This window comes from Streptomyces sp. NPDC090119 (genome assembly GCF_044747085.1).
In the GTDB taxonomy this organism is placed as follows: domain Bacteria; phylum Actinomycetota; class Actinomycetes; order Streptomycetales; family Streptomycetaceae; genus Streptomyces.
In genome coordinates this window covers 111,944-132,763 of sequence record NZ_JBIVDK010000007.1, presented here as the reverse complement: position 1 = coordinate 132,763, position 20,820 = coordinate 111,944, and the positions used below count along the sequence as shown (strand labels likewise).

The 20,820-nt window shown below is 71.0% G+C and carries 21 protein-coding genes; 19 read left to right on the top strand and 2 right to left on the bottom strand.

Annotation, left to right across the window (positions count from 1 at the left end):
- Positions 1–9: 9 nt before the first annotated feature.
- Positions 10–834 carry a peptidylprolyl isomerase gene (locus ACIPPM_RS27730; RefSeq protein ID WP_393596512.1) on the bottom strand — a complete coding sequence of 275 codons (825 nt, stop codon included), beginning with the start codon at positions 832–834 and terminating at the stop codon, positions 10–12.
- A 190-nt stretch (positions 835–1,024) separates the two neighbouring features.
- On the opposite strand from ACIPPM_RS27730, the gene ACIPPM_RS27725 reads away from it, so the two are divergent.
- The 18 genes from ACIPPM_RS27725 to nusB all read left to right on the top strand — a co-directional run bounded on the left by ACIPPM_RS27725 (position 1,025) and on the right by nusB (position 19,273).
- The gene (locus ACIPPM_RS27725) at positions 1,025–1,732 is read left to right on the top strand and encodes an MBL fold metallo-hydrolase (protein WP_401452677.1); all 708 of its coding nucleotides are present in this window, start codon (positions 1,025–1,027) and stop codon (positions 1,730–1,732) included.
- Between the two features lie 13 nt (positions 1,733–1,745).
- Positions 1,746–3,005 (top strand): histidine--tRNA ligase, encoded by a 1,260-nt coding sequence (hisS, locus tag ACIPPM_RS27720; RefSeq protein ID WP_401452675.1) that lies wholly within the window; start codon positions 1,746–1,748, stop codon positions 3,003–3,005.
- 224 nt (positions 3,006–3,229) lie between these two features.
- A complete protein-coding gene (locus ACIPPM_RS27715; protein ID WP_401452673.1) occupies positions 3,230–3,886 on the top strand; it encodes a vitamin K epoxide reductase family protein in 657 nt (218 codons plus the stop codon).
- Positions 3,887–3,928: 42 nt separating this feature from the next.
- Complete coding sequence (locus ACIPPM_RS27710; protein ID WP_401452671.1) at positions 3,929–5,284, top strand: replication-associated recombination protein A; 1,356 nt, start codon at positions 3,929–3,931, stop codon at positions 5,282–5,284.
- A 343-nt stretch (positions 5,285–5,627) separates the two neighbouring features.
- Positions 5,628–6,242, top strand: a complete 615-nt coding sequence (gene rpsD, locus ACIPPM_RS27705) for a 30S ribosomal protein S4 (RefSeq protein WP_161150195.1) — start codon at positions 5,628–5,630, stop codon at positions 6,240–6,242.
- 189 nt (positions 6,243–6,431) lie between these two features.
- On the top strand, positions 6,432–6,875 hold the full coding sequence (locus ACIPPM_RS27700; protein ID WP_401452669.1) for a DUF948 domain-containing protein: 444 nt from the start codon (positions 6,432–6,434) through the stop codon (positions 6,873–6,875).
- Between the two features lie 8 nt (positions 6,876–6,883).
- Positions 6,884–7,231 carry a hypothetical protein gene (locus tag ACIPPM_RS27695; protein ID WP_401452667.1) on the top strand — a complete coding sequence of 116 codons (348 nt, stop codon included), beginning with the start codon at positions 6,884–6,886 and terminating at the stop codon, positions 7,229–7,231.
- On the top strand, positions 7,231–9,903 hold the full coding sequence (gene alaS / locus ACIPPM_RS27690) for an alanine--tRNA ligase (RefSeq protein WP_401452665.1): 2,673 nt from the start codon (positions 7,231–7,233) through the stop codon (positions 9,901–9,903). Before ACIPPM_RS27695 ends, alaS begins: the two co-directional genes overlap by 1 nt.
- 10 nt (positions 9,904–9,913) lie before the next feature.
- Complete coding sequence (gene ruvX, locus ACIPPM_RS27685; RefSeq protein WP_086695596.1) at positions 9,914–10,378, top strand: Holliday junction resolvase RuvX; 465 nt, start codon at positions 9,914–9,916, stop codon at positions 10,376–10,378.
- 123 nt (positions 10,379–10,501) lie between these two features.
- On the top strand, positions 10,502–12,190 hold the full coding sequence (gene mltG / locus ACIPPM_RS27680; protein ID WP_401452663.1) for an endolytic transglycosylase MltG: 1,689 nt from the start codon (positions 10,502–10,504) through the stop codon (positions 12,188–12,190).
- Positions 12,190–13,029: a shikimate dehydrogenase gene (locus ACIPPM_RS27675; protein ID WP_401452661.1), complete on the top strand. Its 840-nt coding sequence runs from the start codon at positions 12,190–12,192 to the stop codon at positions 13,027–13,029. The genes mltG and ACIPPM_RS27675 overlap by 1 nt, the downstream gene beginning before the upstream one ends.
- A gap of 179 nt (positions 13,030–13,208) precedes the next feature.
- Positions 13,209–14,393, top strand: coding sequence for a chorismate synthase (gene aroC / locus ACIPPM_RS27670; protein ID WP_401452659.1), 1,185 nt, complete (start codon positions 13,209–13,211; stop codon positions 14,391–14,393).
- The gene (locus tag ACIPPM_RS27665) at positions 14,390–14,908 is read left to right on the top strand and encodes a shikimate kinase (protein ID WP_401452657.1); all 519 of its coding nucleotides are present in this window, start codon (positions 14,390–14,392) and stop codon (positions 14,906–14,908) included. The genes aroC and ACIPPM_RS27665 overlap by 4 nt, the downstream gene beginning before the upstream one ends.
- Positions 14,905–15,996: a 3-dehydroquinate synthase gene (aroB, locus tag ACIPPM_RS27660; RefSeq protein WP_393596524.1), complete on the top strand. Its 1,092-nt coding sequence runs from the start codon at positions 14,905–14,907 to the stop codon at positions 15,994–15,996. Before ACIPPM_RS27665 ends, aroB begins: the two co-directional genes overlap by 4 nt.
- A 165-nt stretch (positions 15,997–16,161) precedes the next feature.
- The gene (locus ACIPPM_RS27655) at positions 16,162–17,043 is read left to right on the top strand and encodes a Pro-rich N-terminal domain-containing protein (RefSeq protein WP_401452654.1); all 882 of its coding nucleotides are present in this window, start codon (positions 16,162–16,164) and stop codon (positions 17,041–17,043) included.
- 70 nt (positions 17,044–17,113) lie between these two features.
- Positions 17,114–18,220, top strand: coding sequence for an aminopeptidase P family protein (locus ACIPPM_RS27650; protein ID WP_401452652.1), 1,107 nt, complete (start codon positions 17,114–17,116; stop codon positions 18,218–18,220).
- Positions 18,221–18,269: 49 nt separating this feature from the next.
- Positions 18,270–18,836: an elongation factor P gene (gene efp, locus ACIPPM_RS27645; protein ID WP_130339883.1), complete on the top strand. Its 567-nt coding sequence runs from the start codon at positions 18,270–18,272 to the stop codon at positions 18,834–18,836.
- Positions 18,837–18,838: 2 nt separating this feature from the next.
- Positions 18,839–19,273 carry a transcription antitermination factor NusB gene (gene nusB, locus ACIPPM_RS27640; RefSeq protein ID WP_389004631.1) on the top strand — a complete coding sequence of 145 codons (435 nt, stop codon included), beginning with the start codon at positions 18,839–18,841 and terminating at the stop codon, positions 19,271–19,273.
- Positions 19,274–19,425: 152 nt separating this feature from the next.
- Here nusB and bldD read toward each other — a convergent pair whose 3' ends face one another.
- The gene (bldD, locus tag ACIPPM_RS27635; protein ID WP_389004630.1) at positions 19,426–19,926 is read right to left on the bottom strand and encodes a transcriptional regulator BldD; all 501 of its coding nucleotides are present in this window, start codon (positions 19,924–19,926) and stop codon (positions 19,426–19,428) included.
- A gap of 252 nt (positions 19,927–20,178) precedes the next feature.
- Between bldD and pyrR the strand changes: the two genes are divergently transcribed.
- Positions 20,179–20,751: a bifunctional pyr operon transcriptional regulator/uracil phosphoribosyltransferase PyrR gene (gene pyrR, locus ACIPPM_RS27630; RefSeq protein WP_393596527.1), complete on the top strand. Its 573-nt coding sequence runs from the start codon at positions 20,179–20,181 to the stop codon at positions 20,749–20,751.
- Positions 20,752–20,820 lie beyond the last annotated feature (69 nt).

The following is a 20,820-nucleotide window of genomic DNA, read 5'->3' as shown; positions in this document are numbered from 1 at the left end:
GCGGTGGCGTCAGGACTTGGTGACCGTCGCCTTGTCGATCACGACGGTCGCGTTCGGGGCGCCGTCGCCCTGGCCGGTGTTCTCGCCCGCCTTGGCGATCTTGTCCAGCACCTTCAGCCCGGCCTTGTCGATCGTGCCGAAGGGCGAGTACTGGGGCGGCAGCGGGCTGTCCTTGAAGACCAGGAAGAACTGGCTGCCCCCGGTGTGCGGCTGCCCGGTGTTGGCCATCGCCACCGTGCCCGCCGGGTACGTGTTCTTCGCGAGGCTCTTGTCCTTCAGATTCTCGTCCGGGATGGTGTAGCCCGGCCCGCCGGTGCCGGTACCCGTCGGGTCGCCGCACTGCAGGACGTAGATCCCCTTCGTGGTCAGCCGGTGGCACTTGGTGTGGTCGAAGAAGCCCTTGTCCGCGAGGTAGGAGAAGGAGTTCACCGTGTGCGGGGCCGCCGACGCCTTCAGCGCGATCCCGATGTCACCGCAGGTGGTGGCCAGCTTCATCGTGTAGTCGGCCGACGTGTCGATCGACATCGCCGGCTCCTTCTTCCAGGACTGCTTCTTCACCGAGCCCTTGGCCGGCTTCTCGCACGGGTCCGGCACCTTGCTGGGGCTCGCGGCCGCGCTCGGCGAGGACCCGGCGGCGTCCACCTTCTTGTCGCCGTCGTCCTTCATCACGCCCGTCGTGTACAGCGCCACGCTGCCGATCACGATCACGCCGAGCACCGACGCGATCACCGAGTTGCGCATGCGCGCCTTGCGTCGCGAGTCCGTGCGCCGCTGCTGCTGCCGCAAGAACTTCTCCCGTGCGAGCTGACGCCGTCGCTGCTCCTGGCTGACCACCGGGTTCTCTCCTCATGCGTGTCGTATACCGACCGGTACGCGTGCGTCCTGTGATCCGACAGGCGCGTGTAGCCCCGTACCGTATATGGGTTCGCTGAGGAAACGGCAGCGCCGGTAGGCTCTAGGGGCTTTTCCCACCACGGGCCGCCCGCGCGCGAGCCCTCCCGTACCGACACAACGAAGGACGATCGTGCTCATTGCCGGGTTCCCCGCCGGGGCCTGGGGGACGAACTGTTATCTCGTCGCCCCCGCCGCCGGTGAGGAGTGCGTGATCATCGACCCCGGCCATCAGGCCGCCCCCGGCGTCGAGGAAGCGCTGAAGAAGCATCGCCTCAAGCCCACCGCCGTCGTCCTCACCCACGGCCACATCGACCATGTCGCCTCCGTCGTCCCCGTGTGCGGCGCGCACGACGTGCCCGCGTGGATTCATCCCGACGACCGCTACATGCTCAGTGACCCCGAGAAGGCGCTCGGCCGGTCCATCGGCATGCCGCTCATGGGCGAACTGACCGTGGGGGAGCCGGACGACGTCCGGGAGCTGACCGACGGGGCGAAGCTCCGGCTCGCCGGGATGGACTTCTCCGTCGCGCACGCGCCGGGCCATACCAAGGGGTCGGTGACCTTCCGGATGCCCGAGAGCGCCGACATCCCGTCGGTCTTCTTCTCCGGGGATCTGCTGTTCGCCGGCTCCGTGGGACGCACCGACCTGCCGGGCGGATCGGCGGACGACATGCTCGCGTCGCTGGCCCGCGTGTGCCTGCCGCTCGACGACTCCACCGTGGTGCTGTCCGGCCACGGCCCCCAGACCACCATCGGCCAGGAGCGCGCCACCAACCCCTATCTGCGGCAGGTGGCGGCCGGCCAGGGAACCGACCCGGCTCCCCGACGAGGAATGTGACGAGAGAACTTCCGTGAGCACCTTCAAGGCCCCCAAGGGCACGTACGACCTGATCCCGCCGCAGTCCGCCCAGTACCTCGCGGTGCGCGAGGCCATCGCCGCCCCCCTGCGCGACTCCGGGTACGGCTACATCGAGACCCCCGGCTTCGAGAACGTCGAGCTGTTCGCGCGCGGGGTCGGCGAGTCCACCGACATCGTCACCAAGGAGATGTACGCCTTCGAGACCAAGGGCGGCGACCGGCTCGCCCTGCGCCCCGAAGGCACCGCCTCCGTGCTCCGCGCCGCCCTGGAGGCCAACCTGCACAAGGCGGGCAACCTCCCGGTCAAGCTCTGGTACTCCGGCTCCTACTACCGCTACGAGCGCCCGCAGAAGGGCCGTTACCGCCACTTCTCCCAGGTCGGCGCCGAGGCGATCGGTGCCGAGGACCCCGCCCTGGACGCCGAGCTGATCATCCTGGCCGACCAGGCGTACCGCTCGCTGGGCCTGCGCGAGTTCCGCATCCTGCTCAACAGCCTGGGCGACAAGGAGTGCCGTCCGGTGTACCGGGCCGCGCTCCAGGACTTCCTGCGCGGACTCGACCTCGACGAGGACACCCTGCGCCGCGCCGAGATCAACCCGCTGCGCGTCCTGGACGACAAGCGCGAGGCGGTGCAGAAGCAGCTCACCGGCGCCCCCCTGCTGCGCGACTACCTGTGCGACGCCTGCAAGGCGTACCACGAGGAGGTCCGCGAGCTGATCACCGCGGCCGGTGTCGTCTTCGAGGACGACCCGCGGCTGGTGCGCGGTCTGGACTACTACACCCGCACCACCTTCGAGTTCGTCCACGACGGCCTCGGCTCCCAGTCCGCCGTCGGCGGCGGCGGACGCTACGACGGCCTCTCCGAGATGATCGGCGGCCCCGCGCTGCCCTCCGTCGGCTGGGCGCTCGGCGTCGACCGCACCGTCCTCGCCCTGGAGGCCGAGGGTGTGGAGCTGGACCTGCCGTCCGCCACCAGCGTCTTCGCCGTACCGCTCGGCGAGGAGGCCCGGCGGGTGCTGTTCGCCAAGGTCACCGAGTTGCGCAAGGTCGGCATCGCCGCCGACTTCGCCTTCGGCGGCAAGGGCCTGAAGGCCGCGATGAAGGCCGCCAACCGCTCCGGCGCCCGCTACACGCTGGTGCTCGGCGAGCGCGACATCGCCGAGGGCCTCGTCCAGGTCAAGGACATGGAGTCCGGCGAGCAGACCGCGGTCGGCATCAACGAGGTCGTCGCGGAGCTGGAGTCCCGGCTCTGAGTCTCTGAGTCACTGAGAACGGTGACGGGCCGGACGGACAGCCGTCCGGCCCGTCACCGTTCGATCGCCTGTGCTGCCGTCCCGGCCGAACCGGCCGAAAATGGAGGGAGCGTGCCCCGCCCGCTTCGAACTTATGCACAGCGAACGGTGCGCGGGGGCGCCGGTGCGGCACAATGACCGATGCCCGAAGCAGGTCCGATCTAGCGAGTGACGGAATCGGCGTGATGAGCAAGACGACAGTGACCGACGTCTCCACCCAGTCCGGGTCCGAGCGTGCTCACGGCACGGCCCGCGCCGAGGGCGGCAGCCGCGCCTTCGCCCTGATGCTGGTGATCACCGGCGCGGCCGGACTGCTCGCCGCCTGGGTCATCACGATCGACAAGTTCAAGCTGCTCGAGGCCAAGGCCGCGGGCAAGACCTTCGTCCCCGGCTGCAGCCTCAACCCGGTCGTCTCCTGCGGCAGCGTCATGGAGAGCAAGCAGGCCGCCGCCTTCGGCTTCCCCAACCCCATGCTGGGCCTGGTCGCCTACGGCATCGTGATCTGCGTCGGGGTGAGCCTGCTCGCCCGCGCCCGCTACCCCCGCTGGTACTGGCTGACCTTCAACGCGGGCACCCTCTTCGGGGTCGCCTTCTGCACCTGGCTCCAGTTCCAGTCCCTGTACCGGATCAATGCCCTGTGCCTGTGGTGCTCGCTGGCCTGGGTCGCCACGATCATCATGTTCTGGTACGTGACCTCCTTCAACGTGCGCCAGGGCTTCCTGCCCGCCCCGCGCCCGCTGCGCTCCTTCTTCGGCGAGTTCACCTGGGTGCTGCCCGTGCTGCACATCGGGATCATCGGCATGCTGATCCTGACCCGCTGGTGGACCTTCTGGACCAGCTGACGGCCAGGCCCGTTGTCAGTGGCGTGATTTAGGGTTTTCGGTGTGGAAGCCGACCTGTTCACCGCCGCAGCCGAAGAACGCCAGGAGAAGGAGCCCGCCGGGAGCCCCCTGGCGGCGCGCATGCGCCCGCGCACCCTCGACGAGGTCGTGGGCCAGCGCCATCTGCTCAAGCCCGGCTCACCGCTGCGCAGACTGGTCGGCGAGGGCGGCCGCGGTCCCGCCGGACCCTCCTCGGTGATCCTCTGGGGCCCGCCCGGCACCGGCAAGACCACCCTCGCCCATGTCGTCTCCCGCGCCACCGACCAGCGCTTCGTGGAGCTGAGCGCGATCAGCGCCGGCGTCAAGGAGGTCCGCGCGGTCATCGACGGCGCCCGCCGCGCCACCGGCGGCTTCGGCAAGGAGACCGTCCTCTTCCTCGACGAGATCCACCGCTTCAGCAAGGCCCAGCAGGACTCCCTGCTCCCGGCCGTGGAGAACCGCTGGGTCACCCTGATCGCGGCCACCACCGAGAACCCGTACTTCTCGGTCATCTCCCCGCTGCTCTCCCGCTCCCTGCTCCTCACCCTCGAACCCCTCACCGACGACGACGTCCGCGACCTGGTGCGCCGCAGCCTTGCCGACGAGCGGGGCCTCGGCGGCGCGCTCACCCTCCCCGAGGACGCCGAGGAGCACATCCTGCGGGTGGCGGGCGGAGACGCCCGCCGCGCCCTCACCGTGCTGGAGGCCGCCGCCGGTGCCTCCCTGGACAAGGGCGACGCCGAGATCGCGCTGACCACGCTGGAGGAGACCGTCGACCGCGCGGCGGTGAAGTACGACCGTGACGGCGACCAGCACTACGACGTGGCCAGCGCCCTGATCAAGTCCATCCGGGGCTCGGACGTGGACGCGGCCCTGCACTACCTGGCCCGGATGATCGAGGCCGGTGAGGACCCGCGCTTCATCGCCCGGCGCCTGATGATCTCCGCCAGCGAGGACATCGGCGTCGCCGACCCCAACGCGCTGCCCATAGCCGTGGCCGCGGCCCAGGCCGTCGCCATGATCGGCTTCCCCGAGGCGTCCCTCACCCTCAGCCACGCCACCATCGCGCTCGCGCTCGCCCCCAAGTCCAACTCCGCGACCACCGCGATCGCCGAGGCCATGGCCGACGTTCGCAAGGGCCACGCGGGCCCGGTCCCGGCCCACCTGCGGGACGGGCACTACCAGGGCGCCAAGAAGCTCGGCCACGCCAAGGGCTACGTCTACCCGCACAACCAGGCCGACGGCATCGCCGCCCAGCAGTACGCCCCGGACGCCCTCAAGGACCGCGAGTACTACACCCCGACCCGGCACGGCGCCGAGGCGCGGTACGCGGACGCGGTCGAATGGACCAGGAAGCACCTCGGTCGAAAGCGGTCCTGAGCGCCCTGTAGACTGCGTCGAAGTGCTGAGTCCCGTGTCCGGGCCCTCGATCACGGGGGAACGGCTCACCAGAGCGGGACATCCAGCCGGAGAGTCCGGCCCTCGGGCGGGGTTCTCCAGGAGCGTCGCGCACCGTCGAAGGTGTCGCGGGCAGCCCACCACCCTCCGGCAGCAGCCGGACCGGGCCGGTGGGCCACTCGCGTGCTGCACGTATGTGCCCAGTTCGGGGAACGGCTGCCCGGCCCGTCCGTTGCGGACAGGCAGGGTCTCCCCGGCTGCGGATGCGACCTCCCCTAACCCTGGTGAAGCCGTATTCGCACAGATAAAACGAGGTGTTTGGTTCATGGCGAACCAGTCCCGCCCCAAGGTCAAGAAGTCGCGTGCCCTCGGCATCGCGCTGACCCCGAAGGCCGTCAAGTACTTCGAGGCCCGCCCCTACCCGCCGGGCGAGCACGGCCGCGGCCGCAAGCAGAACTCGGACTACAAGGTCCGTCTGCTCGAGAAGCAGCGTCTGCGCGCGCAGTACGACGTGTCCGAGCGTCAGCTCGTCCGCGCCTACGAGCGTGCCGCCAAGGTTCAGGGCAAGACCGGTGAGGCCCTGATCATCGAGCTCGAGCGCCGCCTCGACGCGCTGGTCCTGCGTTCGGGCATCGCCCGCACGATCTACCAGGCCCGCCAGATGGTCGTCCACGGCCACATCCAGGTCAACGGCCAGAAGGTCGACAAGCCGTCCTTCCGTGTCCGTCCGGACGACGTCGTGCAGGTCCGCGACCGCTCCAAGGACAAGACGCTGTTCCAGGTCTCCCGCGAGGGTGGCTTCGCCGCCGACGGCGAGACCCCGCGCTACCTGCAGGTGAACCTCAAGGCCCTGGCGTTCCGCCTGGACCGTGAGCCGAACCGCAAGGAGATCCCGGTGATCTGCGACGAGCAGCTCGTCGTCGAGTACTACGCCCGCTGATCCCAGCCCCGGCGCAGCACCACGGCCCGTCGTCCCCCCGCCCTCCGGCGGGCGGGCCGGCGGGCTCGCGCGTTCCCGGACGCCCGCGGCTCCCCGCCGGGGCCCGGTAATCCGGTACGGAGCCCCGCCGACGGCGCGATAGGCTCGGTGCACGACTTTTCCGATGCTCAAGCACGTTTCAGGGAGCAGGTGCGCACAGTGTCCGGTGGAGAGGTTGCCGGGATCCTGGTGGCCGTCTTCTGGGCGATCCTGGTCTCCTTCCTCGCCGTAGCGCTGGCGAGGCTGGCCCAGACGCTCAAGGCGACCACCAAGCTGGTGGCGGACGTGACCGACCAGGCCGTCCCGCTGCTGGCCGACGCGTCCACGGCGGTGCGTTCGGCGCAGACCCAGATCGAGCGGGTCGACGCCATCGCCTCCGACGTGCAGGAGGTGACGTCGAACGCCTCCGCGCTCTCCTCCACCGTCGCCTCCACCTTCGGCGGCCCCCTGGTCAAGGTCGCCGCCTTCGGCTACGGCGTCCGCCGCGCGCTCGGCGGCCGCGACGAGGGCAAGCCCGCGAAGACGCCGCGCCGCACGGTCATCGTGGGCCGGACGGTCCCGGCCGCACGGCGGGGCAAGCGAAAGAAGGACTGAGAACCGCGATGTTCCGCCGTACGTTCTGGTTCAGCACGGGCGTCGCCGCCGGTGTGTGGGCCACCACCAAGGTCAACCGCAAGCTGAAGCAGCTCACTCCCGAGAGCCTCGCCGCCACCGCGGCCAACAAGGCACTGGAGACCGGGCACCGGCTCAAGGACGCGGCGGTCGGCTTCGCGCTCGACGTCCGCGACAACATGGTCCAGCGGGAAGAGGAGCTCCAGGAGGCGCTCGGCATCCACGAGAGCCCCGCCCTGCCGGAGCCCCGGCGGATCACCGCCATCGAGAACAACAGCAGCACAGTGAAGTACATCGAGAACACGACGTACACGTACAACCGGAATGAGGACCACTGATGGAGTCGGCCGAGATTCGCCGCCGCTGGCTGAGCTTCTTCGAGGAGCGCGGGCACACCGTCGTCCCTTCGGCGTCGCTCATCGCGGACGACCCGACTCTGCTCCTCGTCCCGGCCGGCATGGTGCCCTTCAAGCCCTACTTCCTGGGTGAGGTCAAGCCCCCCTTCGCGCGCGCCACCAGCGTGCAGAAGTGCGTACGCACGCCCGACATCGAAGAGGTCGGCAAGACCACCCGCCACGGCACGTTCTTCCAGATGTGCGGCAACTTCTCCTTCGGCGACTACTTCAAGGAAGGCGCCATCAAGTTCGCCTGGGAGCTGCTCACCAGCCCCCAGGACAAGGGCGGTTACGGCCTCGACCCCGAGCGCCTGTGGATCACCGTCTACAAGGACGACGACGAGGCCGAGCGCATCTGGCACGACATCGTCGGCGTGCCCAAGGAGCGCATCCAGCGCCTGGGCATGAAGGACAACTACTGGTCCATGGGCGTCCCCGGTCCCTGCGGCCCCTGCTCCGAGATCAACTACGACCGCGGCCCCGAGTTCGGCGTCGAGGGCGGCCCCGCCGTCAACGACGAGCGGTACGTCGAGATCTGGAACCTCGTCTTCATGCAGTACGAGCGGGGCGAGGGCATCGGCAAGGACGACTTCGAGATCCTCGGGGACCTGCCGAGCCAGAACATCGACACGGGCCTCGGCCTGGAACGCCTCGCCATGATTCTGCAGGGCGTGCAGAACATGTACGAGATCGACACCTCCATGGCCGTCATCGAGAAGGCCACCGAGCTGACCGGCGTGGCCTACGGCGACGCCCAGGCGTCCGACGTCTCGCTGCGCGTGGTCACCGACCACATGCGCACCGCCGTCATGCTGATCGGCGACGGCGTCACCCCCGGCAACGAGGGCCGCGGCTATGTGCTGCGCCGCATCATGCGCCGCGCCATCCGCAACATGCGCCTGCTGGGCGCCACCGGCCCGGTCGCCAAGGACCTGGTCGACGTCGTGATCGCCATGATGGGCCAGCAGTACCCGGAGCTGATCACCGACCGCGAGCGCATCGAGAAGGTGGCCGTCGCCGAGGAGAACGCCTTCCTCAAGACGCTCAAGTCGGGCACCAACATCCTCGACACCGCCGTCACCGAGACCAAGCAGTCCGGCGGCAGCGTCCTCTCCGGCGACAAGGCGTTCCTGCTCCACGACACCTGGGGCTTCCCGATCGACCTCACCCTGGAGATGGCCGCCGAGCAGGGCCTCGCCGTGGACGAGGCCGGTTTCCGCCGCCTGATGAAGGAGCAGCGGGAGCGCGCCAAGGCCGACGCCCGCGCCAAGAAGACCGGCCACGCCGACCTCGGCGCCTACCGGGAGATCGCGGACGCCTCCGGCGCCACCGACTTCGTCGGCTACAGCGACACCCAGAGCGAGACCACCATCGTCGGCATCCTCGTCGACGGTGTCTCCTCCCCGGCCGCCACCGAGGGCGACGAGGTCGAGATCGTCCTCGACCGCACCCCGTTCTACGCCGAGGGCGGCGGCCAGATCGGTGACACCGGCCGCATCAAGGTCGACACCGGTGCCGTCATCGAGATCCGCGACACCCAGAAGCCGGTGCCCGGCGTCTACGTCCACAAGGGCGTCGTCCAGGTCGGCGAGGTCACGGTCGGTGCCAAGGCCCAGGCGTCCATCGACGCCCGCCGCCGCAAGGCCATCGCCCGCGCCCACTCGGCCACCCACCTCACCCACCAGGCGCTGCGCGACGCCCTCGGCCCGACGGCCGCCCAGGCCGGTTCGGAGAACCAGCCCGGCCGCTTCCGCTTCGACTTCGGCTCCCCGTCCGCCGTTCCCACGGCCGTGATGACCGACGTCGAGCAGAAGATCAACGAGGTGCTCTCCCACGACCTGGACGTGCACGCCGAGGTCATGGGCATCGACGAGGCCAAGAAGCAGGGCGCCATCGCCGAGTTCGGTGAGAAGTACGGCGAGCGGGTCCGCGTCGTCACCATCGGCGACTTCTCCAAGGAGCTGTGCGGCGGCACGCACGTCCACAACACCGCCCAGCTGGGCCTGGTGAAGCTGCTCGGCGAGTCCTCCATCGGCTCCGGTGTACGCCGGATCGAGGCGCTGGTCGGCATGGACGCCTACAACTTCCTGGCCCGGGAGCACACGGTCGTCAACCAGCTCAGCGAGCTGATCAAGGGACGCTCGGAGGAGCTGCCGGAGAAGGTCTCCGCGATGCTCGGCAAGCTGAAGGACGCCGAGAAGGAGATCGAGAAGTTCCGCGCGGAGAAGGTGCTCCAGGCCGCCGCCGGTCTCGCCGAGTCCGCCAAGGACGTGCGCGGGGTGGCCCTGGTCACCGGTCAGGTCCCGGACGGCACCGCCCCGGACGACCTGCGCAAGCTGGTCCTCGACGTGCGCGGGCGCATCCAGGGCGGCCGGGCCGCCGTGGTCGCCCTGTTCACGGTGAACAACGGCAAGCCGCTCACCGTCATCGCCACCAACGAGGCGGCCCGCGAGCGCGGCCTGAAGGCCGGTGAGCTGGTCCGTACCGCCGCCAAGACCCTCGGCGGCGGCGGTGGAGGCAAGCCGGACGTCGCCCAGGGCGGCGGCCAGAACCCGGCCGCCGTCGGCGAGGCCGCCGACGCCGTCGAGCGCCTCGTCGCCGACACCGCGAAGTAGGCCCGGCACCATGCGCAGAGGACGCCGACTCGCCATCGACGTCGGGGACGCCCGGATCGGGGTCGCCTCGTGCGACCCCGACGGGATCCTCGCCACCCCGGTGGAGACGGTTCCCGGACGTGACATCCCGGCCGCGCACCGCCGACTGCGGCAGCTGGTCGAGGAGTACGAGCCGATCGAGGTCGTCGTCGGCCTCCCTCGCTCCCTCAAGGGGGGCGAGGGCCCGGCGGCGGTCAAGGTGCGCGCGTTCACCCAGGAGCTGGCACGGGGCATCAAGCCGGTGCCGGTCAGGCTGGTGGACGAGCGGATGACCACGGTGACGGCCAGCCAGGGACTGCGCGCCTCGGGCGTGAAGTCCAAGAAGGGCCGCTCCGTGATCGACCAGGCAGCTGCGGTGATCATTCTCCAGCAGGCCCTGGAATCCGAACGGGTGTCAGGTGCACCACCCGGTGAGGGCGTCGAAGTGGTCATCTGATCGCGGTGCGGTAACGTTCCGCGCGATGCGGCGGTGTTCGAACAGCCGCCGCACAGCAAGAGGCGGAACGGAAGCCGGTCCTGGAGCCGCGCGACCTTCGACCTCGCGGCTCGTAGGGGATCGATGACTGAGTATGGCCGGGGCCCAGGCACCGAACCGTGGCATCCGGAGGACCCGTTGTACGGGGACGGCGGATGGGGAGCGCAAGCGGCGCACCCGGGCGAGCAGCACCCGTACGGCGGCCAGCCGCAGCATCCGCAGCACCAGCAGTACGACGGCTGGTCCCAGGACCAGCAGGGCTACGGCGGCCAGCAGTACCCGCAGTACGACGGTCATGGCCAGCAGCACGGCCAGCAGCACTTCGATCCCCAGCAGACCGGTCAGCACCCGCATCCCCAGCAGCACCAGGGCGGCTGGGACGCGACGGGCACGCACGGCCATGTGCCCTACGCCGCCGATCCGGGCGACCCCTACGGGCAGCACCCCGCGGCCTACGGCGCCGAGCAGCCCGACCACTACGTCACCGATGACGCCTACCCGCCGCCCCAGCCCCCCGGCCACCGGCAGCACCCCGAGCCGGACCACGAGGGCGGCTGGGACCCCCAGGCGGCCCCCGACGAGCACCCCCTGCCCCCCGGTGACGACGACGCCGACCCCGAGGCGGACGGCCGGGAGGCGCGCACCGAGCGGCGCGGCAAGGGCCGCAAGCCCGTCAAGAGCAAGAAGGGGCGCACCGGTTGCGCCCTGATGGTGGTCGTCCTGGTCTTCGGCGGCGGCCTCGGCGGTGTCGCGTACTTCGGCTACCAGTTCTACAAAAATCGTTTCGCCCCAGCCCCCGACTACGCGGGCAGCGGCAACGGCGAAGCGGTGACGGTCGACATTCCCAAGGGGGCCGGCGGCTATGCGATCGGCGCCAAGCTGAAGGAGGCGGGGGTCGTCGAGAGCGTGGACGCCTTTGTCTCCGCGCAGGCGGCGAACCCCAAGGCGAAGTCCCTCCAGGACGGCATCTACACCCTCCAGAAGCACATGTCCGCCGCTAGCGCCGTGGACCTGATGCTCAGCCCGAAGAGCCGCGACAACCTCGTCATCCCCGAGGGCAAGCGCAATATCTGGGTGTACCAGGCGATCGACACCCGACTGAAGCTCGCCAAGGGCACGACGGCGAAGGTCGCCAAGAGCGACTGGAAGAGCCTCGGCCTGCCCTCCTGGGCGAACAGCGACAAGGACGTCAAGGACCCCCTGGAGGGCTTCCTCTACCCGTCCAGCTACGCGGTCGCCAAGGGCATGAAGCCCAAGGACGTCCTGAAGGACATGGTCGAGCGCTCGAACGAGCAGTACAAGCAGTACGACCTCGCGGGCAAGGCGCAGGACCTGGGCCTGGACAGCCCGCTCCAGGTGCTCACCGTGGCGAGCCTCGTGCAGGTCGAGGGCAAGTACAAGCACGACTTCGGCAAGGTCGCCCGCGTCGTGTACAACCGTCTCAAGCCGGACAACGTCGAGACCGCCGGCCGCCTGGAGTTCGACTCCACGGTCAACTACCTGAAGGGCCAGAGCACCCTGGACGTCGGCTCGGTCGCCGACCTGCGGAAGATCGCCGACCCGTACAACACGTACGACATCAAGGGACTTCCGCCGGGCCCCATCAGCAACCCCGGTAGCGAGGCGATCGAGTCCGCGCTGAACCCCACGCCGGGTCCCTGGTACTACTTCGTCTCGATCAACGAGAACGAGACGGTGTTCGCCGTCACCAACGAGGAGCACAACCGGAACGTGCAGAAGTACCAGGAGGCACGGAAGCAGGCGGGCAACTGATGAGTCCAGGGGCCACCGCACCCCGCCGGGCCGCCGTGCTCGGCAAGCCCATCGCGCACTCGCTCTCCCCGGTGCTGCACCGGGCGGCCTACGCCGAACTCGGCCTCCACGACTGGTCGTACGACCGGTTCGAGGTCGACGAGGCCGGGCTGCCCGGGTTCCTGGACGGGCTGGGCCCCGAGTGGGCGGGGCTGTCGCTGACCATGCCGCTGAAGCGGGCGGTGATGCCGCTGCTGGACGAGGTGAGCGAGACGGCCGCCTCCGTCGACGCGGTCAACACGGTCGTGTTCACCGAGGACGGGCGCAAGGTCGGCGACAACACCGACATCCCCGGCATGGTGGCGGCCCTGCGCGAGCACGGCATCGAGGAGGTGGAGTCCGCCGCGATCCTCGGCGCCGGTGCCACCGCCTCCTCCGCGCTCGCCGCGCTGTCCCGGGTCTGCGCCGGTGAGGTCGTGGTGTACGTCCGCAGCGCCGCCCGCGCCGCCGAGATGCGGGAGTGGGGCGAACGGCTCGACGTGCGGGTCCGCACCGCCGACTGGGCGGACGCGGCCGAGGCCCTGCGGGCGCCCCTGGTGGTCGCCACCACGCCCGCCGGGACCGCGGACGCCCTCGCCACCGCCGTCCCCGAGCGCCCGGCCACCCTCTTCGACGTGCTGTACGACCCCTGGCCCACCGAGCTGGCCGCCCGCTGGTCCATGTTCGGCGGCGCCGTGGTCGGCGGCCTCGACCTGCTCGTCCACCAGGCCGTGCTCCAGGTGGAGCGGATGACCGGCCACGCCCCCGCCCCGCTGGAGGCCATGCGGCACGCGGGCGAGAAGGCCCTCGCCGCCCGCTGAGCACCCGCCGCCCGGCCCCGCACCAGGGTCCCGGTATCCGGACCGAGGCCCGGATACCGGGCACGGCATGGGAGGATCGGAGGTGGCGGGCCGGGATCGCGCACCCGGCCGGGCCGCCACCGCGGGCGCGAAAGACGCGTGCGCGGGGCAGTAGTGGGCGCGAAATCTGAGGAGCACCGTTGAGCAGGCTGCGTTGGCTGACCGCGGGGGAGTCCCACGGTCCCGCACTCGTCGCGACGCTGGAGGGACTTCCCGCCGGCGTGCCGATCACCACGGAGATGGTGGCGGATCATCTCGCGCGGCGGCGGCTCGGCTATGGGCGCGGCGCGCGGATGAAGTTCGAGCGTGACGAGGTCACGTTCCTCGGCGGTGTGCGGCACGGGCTCACGATGGGCTCCCCGGTCGCGGTCATGGTGGGCAACACCGAGTGGCCGAAGTGGGAGCAGGTCATGTCGGCCGACCCGGTGGACGAGGAGGTGCTGGCCGGCCTCGCGCGCAACGCCCCGCTGACCCGCCCGCGCCCCGGCCACGCGGACCTCGCCGGCATGCAGAAGTACGGGTTCGACGAGGCCCGGCCGATCCTGGAGCGGGCCTCCGCGCGGGAGACCGCGGCGCGGGTCGCGCTCGGCGCGGTGGCGCGGTCGTACCTGAAGGAGACCACCGGGATCGAGATCGTCAGCCACGTCGTGGAGCTGGCCGCCGCGAAGGCGCCGTACGGCGTGTACCCCACCCCGGCGGACGTCGAGCGGCTCGACGAGGACCCGGTGCGCTGCCTGGACGCGGACGCGTCGAAGGCGATGGTCGCGGAGATCGACCAGGCCCACAAGGACGGCGACACCCTCGGGGGCGTGGTCGAGGTGCTGGCGTACGGCGTCCCGGTCGGCCTCGGCTCGCACGTGCACTGGGACCGCAGGCTGGACGCCCGGCTCGCGGCCGCCCTCATGGGCATCCAGGCGATCAAGGGCGTCGAGGTCGGCGACGGCTTCGACCTGGCCCGCGTGCCCGGCTCGAAGGCGCACGACGAGATCCTCACCACCCCCGAGGGCATCAGGCGCGCCACCGGCCGCTCCGGCGGCACCGAGGGTGGCCTGACCACCGGTGAGCTGCTGCGGGTGCGCGCGGCCATGAAGCCGATCGCTACCGTGCCGCGCGCGCTGGCCACGGTCGACGTCGCCACCGGCGAGGCCGCGCAGGCCCACCACCAGCGCTCCGACGTGTGCGCCGTCCCGGCCGCGGGCATCGTGGCCGAGGCGATGGTGGCCCTGGTCCTCGCGGACGCGGTCGCGGAGAAGTTCGGCGGCGACAGCGTCGCCGAGACCCGCCGCAACGTCCGCTCCTACCTCGAGAACCTGGCGATCGGATGAGCGCCGTGCCCGTGGTGGTCCTGGTGGGGCCGATGGGCGTGGGCAAGTCCACCGTGGGGCGGCTGCTCGCCGACCGGCTGGGCGCCGTCTTCCGGGACACCGACGACGACATCGTGGCCGCCGAGGGCCGCACCATCGCCGAGATCTTCGTGGACGACGGCGAGGACGCCTTCCGCGCGCTGGAGAAGCGCGCGGTGGCCGAGGCGGTCGCCGGGCACCCGGGTGTGCTCGCGCTGGGCGGCGGCGCCGTCCTCGACGCGGACACCCGCGCGCTGCTGACCGCGCAGCGGGTGGTCTACCTCTCGATGGACGTCGAGGAGGCCGTGCGCCGCACCGGGCTGAACGCCGCCCGGCCGCTGCTCGCGGTCAACCCGCGCCAGCAGTGGCGCACCCTGATGGAGGCCCGCCGCCATCTGTACGAGGAGGTCGCCACCGTCGTCGTGACGACCGACGGACGCGGTCCCGAGGACGTCGCCCGAGCCGTCCTGGACGCACTGGAGTTGAAGGAAGCATGAGCGAGGCAGTCACCCGCATCCAGATCGCCGGGACGGAAGGCACCGACCCGTACGAGGTCCTGGTGGGCCGCCAGTTGCTGGGCGAGCTGGCCGCGTTGATCGGTCCGAAGGCCAAGCGGGTAGCCGTCATCCACCCCGAGGCGCTCGCCGAGACCGGTGACGCGCTCCGCGCCGACCTGGCGGAGCAGGGGTACGAGGCGGTCGCCATCCAGGTGCCCAACGCCGAGGAGGCGAAGACCGCCGAGGTCGCCGCCTACTGCTGGAAGGCGCTCGGCCAGTCCGGCTTCACCCGCACCGACGTGGTCGTGGGCGTCGGCGGCGGCGCCAGCACCGACCTCGCCGGGTTCGTCGCCGCCACCTGGCTGCGCGGGGTGCGCTGGATCGCCGTCCCGACCACCGTGCTGGCCATGGTGGACGCGGCGGTCGGCGGCAAGACCGGCATCAACACCGCCGAGGGCAAGAACCTCGTCGGCGCCTTCCACCCCCCGGCCGGCGTCCTGTGCGACCTGGCCGCGCTGGACTCCCTGCCGGTGCACGACTACGTCTCCGGGCTCGCGGAGGTCATCAAGGCCGGCTTCATCGCCGACCCGGTGATCCTCGACCTGATCGAGTCCGACCCGGAGGCCGCCCGCACCCCGGCCGGCCCGCACACCGCCGAGCTGATCGAGCGCTCGATCCGGGTCAAGGCGGACGTGGTCTCCTCCGACCTCAAGGAGTCCGGCCGCCGGGAGATCCTCAACTACGGCCACACCCTCGGCCACGCCATCGAGAAGAACGAGCGGTACAAGTGGCGGCACGGCGCCGCCGTCGCCGTCGGCATGCACTTCGCCGCCGAACTCGGCCGCCTGGCAGGCCGGTTGGACGACGCCACGGCCGACCGGCACCGCGCGATCCTCGAATCGGTCGGCCTGCCCCTGCACTACCGCTACGACCAGTGGCCCAAGCTGGTGGAGGCGATGAAGGTCGACAAGAAGTCCCGCGGCGACCTGCTGCGCTTCATCGTCCTGGACGGCCTCGCCCGCCCGACCGTGCTGGAAGGCCCCGACCCGGCCGTCCTCCTCGCCGCCTACGGCGAGGTCGGCCAGTAGGTCCCGTACCGCCCGGTGTGCCCGATTCCCCACCCGGAGCGGGCACTTCGCACCGCCCCCGGCCGTTTCACCGAATGACGGCCGGGGGCGGTACCGTTCGGTAGGGTGCGGGCTCCGTACCCGCCTTCCGGCGCCGAGTGTGTGTACGAGATGGAGTGGCAACGGATGCAGCACGCAGTGGGATCTCCGCTGCCGCCGCCCCACCAGCCGGGGCACGGGCCGCACACCGGCTGGGCACCGGCCGCGGGGGCGCCGCAGGGTCCGGGCGTCCCGCCACCGGGGTTCTCCGGCGCGGCCCCCGTACCACCGGCGCCGCCCACCCCGCCCGCCCCGCCCGCGCAGGTTCCGGCCCCGCAGCACCCACCGGCGCCGCAGCATCCACTGGTCCCGCCCTCCGCGCCCGATGCCTCCGGGCATGTGCCGCTGCCGCCCGGCGGTCCCGTCGGTGTCCCCGCGCCGCCGCCCGCGGCGACCGCCCCCGACCCGTCGGCCACCACGCTCGCCGTGCTGCTGATCGGTCCGGCGGGCGCGGGCAAGACCAGCGTGGCCAAGTACTGGGCCGACCACCGCCGGGCCGCCACCGCCCACATCAGCCTGGACGACGTCCGCGAGTGGGTCCGCTCCGGCTTCGCCGACCCGCAGACCGGGTGGAACGACCACTCCGAGGCCCAGTACCGCCTGGCCCGCCGCACCTGCGGCTTCGCCGCCCGCAACTTCCTGGCCAACGGGATCTCCTGCATCCTGGACGACGCCGTCTTCCCGGACCGCCCGGTCGTGGGCCTCGGCGGCTGGAAGCGCCACGTGGGCCCCGGCCTGCTCCCGGTGGTCCTGCTGCCGGGCCTGGACATCGTCCTGGAGCGCAACGCCGAGCGCTCCGGCAACCGCCGCCTCACCGACGAGGAGGTGGCCCGCATCCACGGCCGCATGGCCGGCTGGTACGGCTCCGGGCTGCCCATCATCGACAACTCCCAGCTGGACGTCCCCGGCACCGCACGGGTGCTGGACGAGGTGCTGGCCCGCGCGATCGCCAGCCCGCCGAGCTGGTAGGGACACCGGCCGCACCCCACTCGGCCCCCGCCAACCGGCACAAACCGGGCACAACTTCTACGCTCGTCTCATGTCAGAGGTGTACGCGACCCGTCGATCCCGGCTGAGGGAACGCTGCAACGCGGCCGGTACCGCGGCAGCGCTCATCTCCCGCCCCGCCAATGTGCGCTACCTGGCGGGCGCCGCGCCCCAGGGCGCCGTCCTGCTGCTCGGCAGGCACCAGGACCAGCTGGTGTGCCCCGTCCCGCCGGAGGACCGGCCGGTGGACGGGCGCCCCGACGAGTCCCTGGTCCTGCACGTGCTGTCCACACCCGGCCACGATCCGGCCGTGGCCGCCGCCGACCTCGCCGGGAGCCAGGGCAGCGACGCCCTCGCGGTGGAGGAGCACCACCTCACCGTCGCCCGCTACCGCGCCCTCGACGCGGTCGCGCCCGGACTGCGCCTCGCCGGGCTCGGCACGGCCGTGGAGCAGCTGCGGCTGGTCAAGGACGAGGAGGAGATCTCCTGTCTGCGGATCGGCGCCGAGATCGCCGACCAGGCCCTCGGCGAGCTGCTGGAGTCCATCCTGGTCGGCCGGACCGAACGGCATCTCGCGCTGGAGCTGGAGCGCCGCCTGGTCGACCACGGCGCCGAGGGCCCCGCCTTCCCGACCTCGGTCGCCACCGGCCCCAACTCCGGCCGCTGCGGCCACCGTCCCACCGACCGCCGGGTGGAGGAGGGCGACTTCCTCTCCGTCTGCCTCGGTGCCACCTACCGGGGCTACCGCTGCGAGATCGGCCGGACCTTCGTCATCGGCACCTCGCCCGCCGACTGGCAGATCGAGCTGTACGACCTGGTCTTCGCCGCCCAACGGGCCGGTCGCGAGGCCCTCGTGCCGGGCGCCGCCTGCCGTGACGTGGACCGTGCCGCGCGCCAGGTGCTGGACTCCGCCGGATACGGCGCCGCCCTCCAGCCGGTCACCGGACACGGTGTCGGACTCGAAATAGACGAGGACCCGCAGCTCGCCCCCGCGGCCATGGGTAAACTTGACGCTTGCGTGCCGGTCACCGTCGAGCCGGGGGTCCACCTTCCGGGCCGGGGCGGAGTCCGGATCGATGACACGCTCGTCGTCCGCCCCGAGGCGGACGGCGGACCCGAGCTACTCACCATCACGACCAAGGAACTGCTCGCCCTGTAGCCAGGTGCGAGCGCCGGGGTCGTACGTCAGTCCAGGAGATTCCGCAACCGTGGCTTCCACGAACGACCTCAAGAACGGCATGGTGCTCAAGCTCGACGGGGGCCAGCTGTGGTCCGTCGTCGAGTTCCAGCACGTCAAGCCCGGTAAGGGCCCGGCCTTCGTGCGCACCAAGCTCAAGAACGTCCTCTCCGGCAAGGTGGTCGACAAGACCTTCAACGCCGGTGTCAAGGTCGAGACGGCCACCGTCGACAAGCGCGACATGCAGTACTCGTACAAGGACGGCGAGTACTTCGTCTTCATGGACATGGAGACGTACGACCAGCTGCACATCGACCCGAAGGCCGTCGGCGACGCCGCGAACTTCCTGATCGAGGGCTTCACCGCCGTCGTCGCCCAGCACGAGGGCGAGGTGCTCTTCGTCGAGCTGCCGGCCGCCGTCGAGCTGGTCATCCAGGAGACCGAGCCGGGCGTCCAGGGCGACCGCTCCACCGGTGGCACCAAGCCCGCCACGCTGGAGACCGGCCACCAGATCCAGGTCCCGCTCTTCATCACCACCGGCGAGAAGATCAAGGTCGACACTCGCACCAGCGACTACCTCGGCCGGGTGAACAGCTAACCGTGGCCGCCCGCAACACGGCCCGCAAGCGCGCCTTCCAGATCCTCTTCGAGGGTGACCAGCGCGGCACCGACGTCATCACGGTTCTCGCCGACTGGGTCCGGCTCTCCCGGAGCGACACCCGGCAGCCGCCCGTGAGCGAGTACACGATGCAGCTCGTCGAGGGGTACGCCGAGCGCGCCCGCCGTATCGACGACCTGATCGCCCAGTACGCGGTGGGGTGGACGCTCGACCGGATGCCGGTCGTCGACCGCAACCTGCTGCGTCTCGGCGCGTACGAGCTGATCTGGGAGGACGAGACCCCGGACGCGGTCGTCCTCGACGAGATGGTGCAGCTCGCCAAGGAGTTCTCCACGGACGAGTCGCCCGCCTTCGTGAACGGCCTCCTGGGCCGCTTCAAGGAGCTCAAGCCGTCTCTGCGCCGCGACGAGGCGTAAACGGTACGACAAGACGCCGGAGGGCCCGCAGCACGCCTGCTGCGGGCCCTCCGGCGTCCTGCGTGGCACACGAGAAACCGCCGGGGTGGCCGGAACCGATGAGTTCCGGCCACCCCGGCGGCACGTTTCTGCTGCTGAACCCCGCGGAGCGGTCAGCTGTCCTCGTGGGCCACCGCGCGACGCGCGTCCGCGTCCAGGACGCCCCAGCTGATCAGCTGCTCGGTGAGGACCGAGGGGGACTGGTCGTAGATGACGGCGAGGGTGCGCAGGTCGTCCTGGCGGATCGACAGCACCTTGCCGTTGTAGTCACCGCGCTGGGACTGGATGGTCGCCGCGTACCGCTGGAGGGGGCCCGCCTTCTCGGCCGGCACCGTGGACAGCCGCTCCAGGTCCAGGACGAGCTTCGGCGGCGGCTCGGCGGCCCCGCCCGGCGTGGTGCCCGGCAGCAGCTCCTGCACCGGAACGCCGTAGAAATCGGCCAGCTCGGCCAGGCGCTGCACGGTCACGGCACGGTCGCCGCGCTCGTAGGAACCGACCACCACGGCCTTCCAGCGCCCCTGGGACTTCTCCTCGACACCGTGGAGGGAAAGGCCCTGCTGGGTGCGGATGGCCCGGAGCTTGGCCCCGAGCTGTTTGGCGTATTCGCTGGACATATAGCTCCCCGGACACTGTGTAGACGCGGGCGGCAGGTGATCCCACCGCGCGGCTGGTAACTCACTGTGAGGTTACGCAGCGTGATTCTCCTGCGTCAAGCCGAATGGTCCACACCGACTCTTCCGTGGTAGTGGCCGCCCACTGCGCCAAGCGGGTGAAGAAGCCCCTCCGATGACCTGCTAGGGTGGTTGGCGCAAATCCGACGTCCTTTAAAGTCCGTCCCGTGAGGCGGAGAAGGAGGTCCGTTTCACATGGACTCGCACGCCAATCCCCTGACGTCCGATGCCCGGCCCGTGCTCGAAGGCCCTGACATCGCCCGCGTCCTCACCCGCATCGCCCACGAGATCGTCGAACGCGCCAAGGGCGCCGACGACGTGGTGCTCCTCGGCATCCCCACGCGAGGCGTCTTCCTCGCCCAGCGGCTCGCCGTCAAGCTGGAGCAGGTCACCGACCGCAAGATTCCGGTCGGCTCGCTCGACATCACCATGTACCGCGACGACCTGCGCATGCACCCCCCGCGCGCCCTCGCCCGCACCGAGATCCCCGGTGACGGCGTGGACGGCCGCCTGGTGGTGCTCGTGGACGACGTGCTCTTCTCCGGCCGCACCATCCGGGCCGCCCTCGACGCCCTGAACGACATCGGGCGCCCCCGCGCGGTCCAGCTCGCCGTCCTCGTCGACCGCGGCCACCGGGAACTGCCGATCCGCGCCGACTACGTCGGCAAGAACCTCCCCACGTCGCTGCGGGAGACGGTCAAGGTCCAGCTCGCCGAGGAGGACGGCCGGGACACCGTGCTGCTCGGTGCCAAGTCTGCCGACCAGTAGCGCTTCCGGGCGTCCGGCCGCTTCGGCGTGCCTCGACGCACCCCGGTCCGCCCGAAACCTCCCGTATTA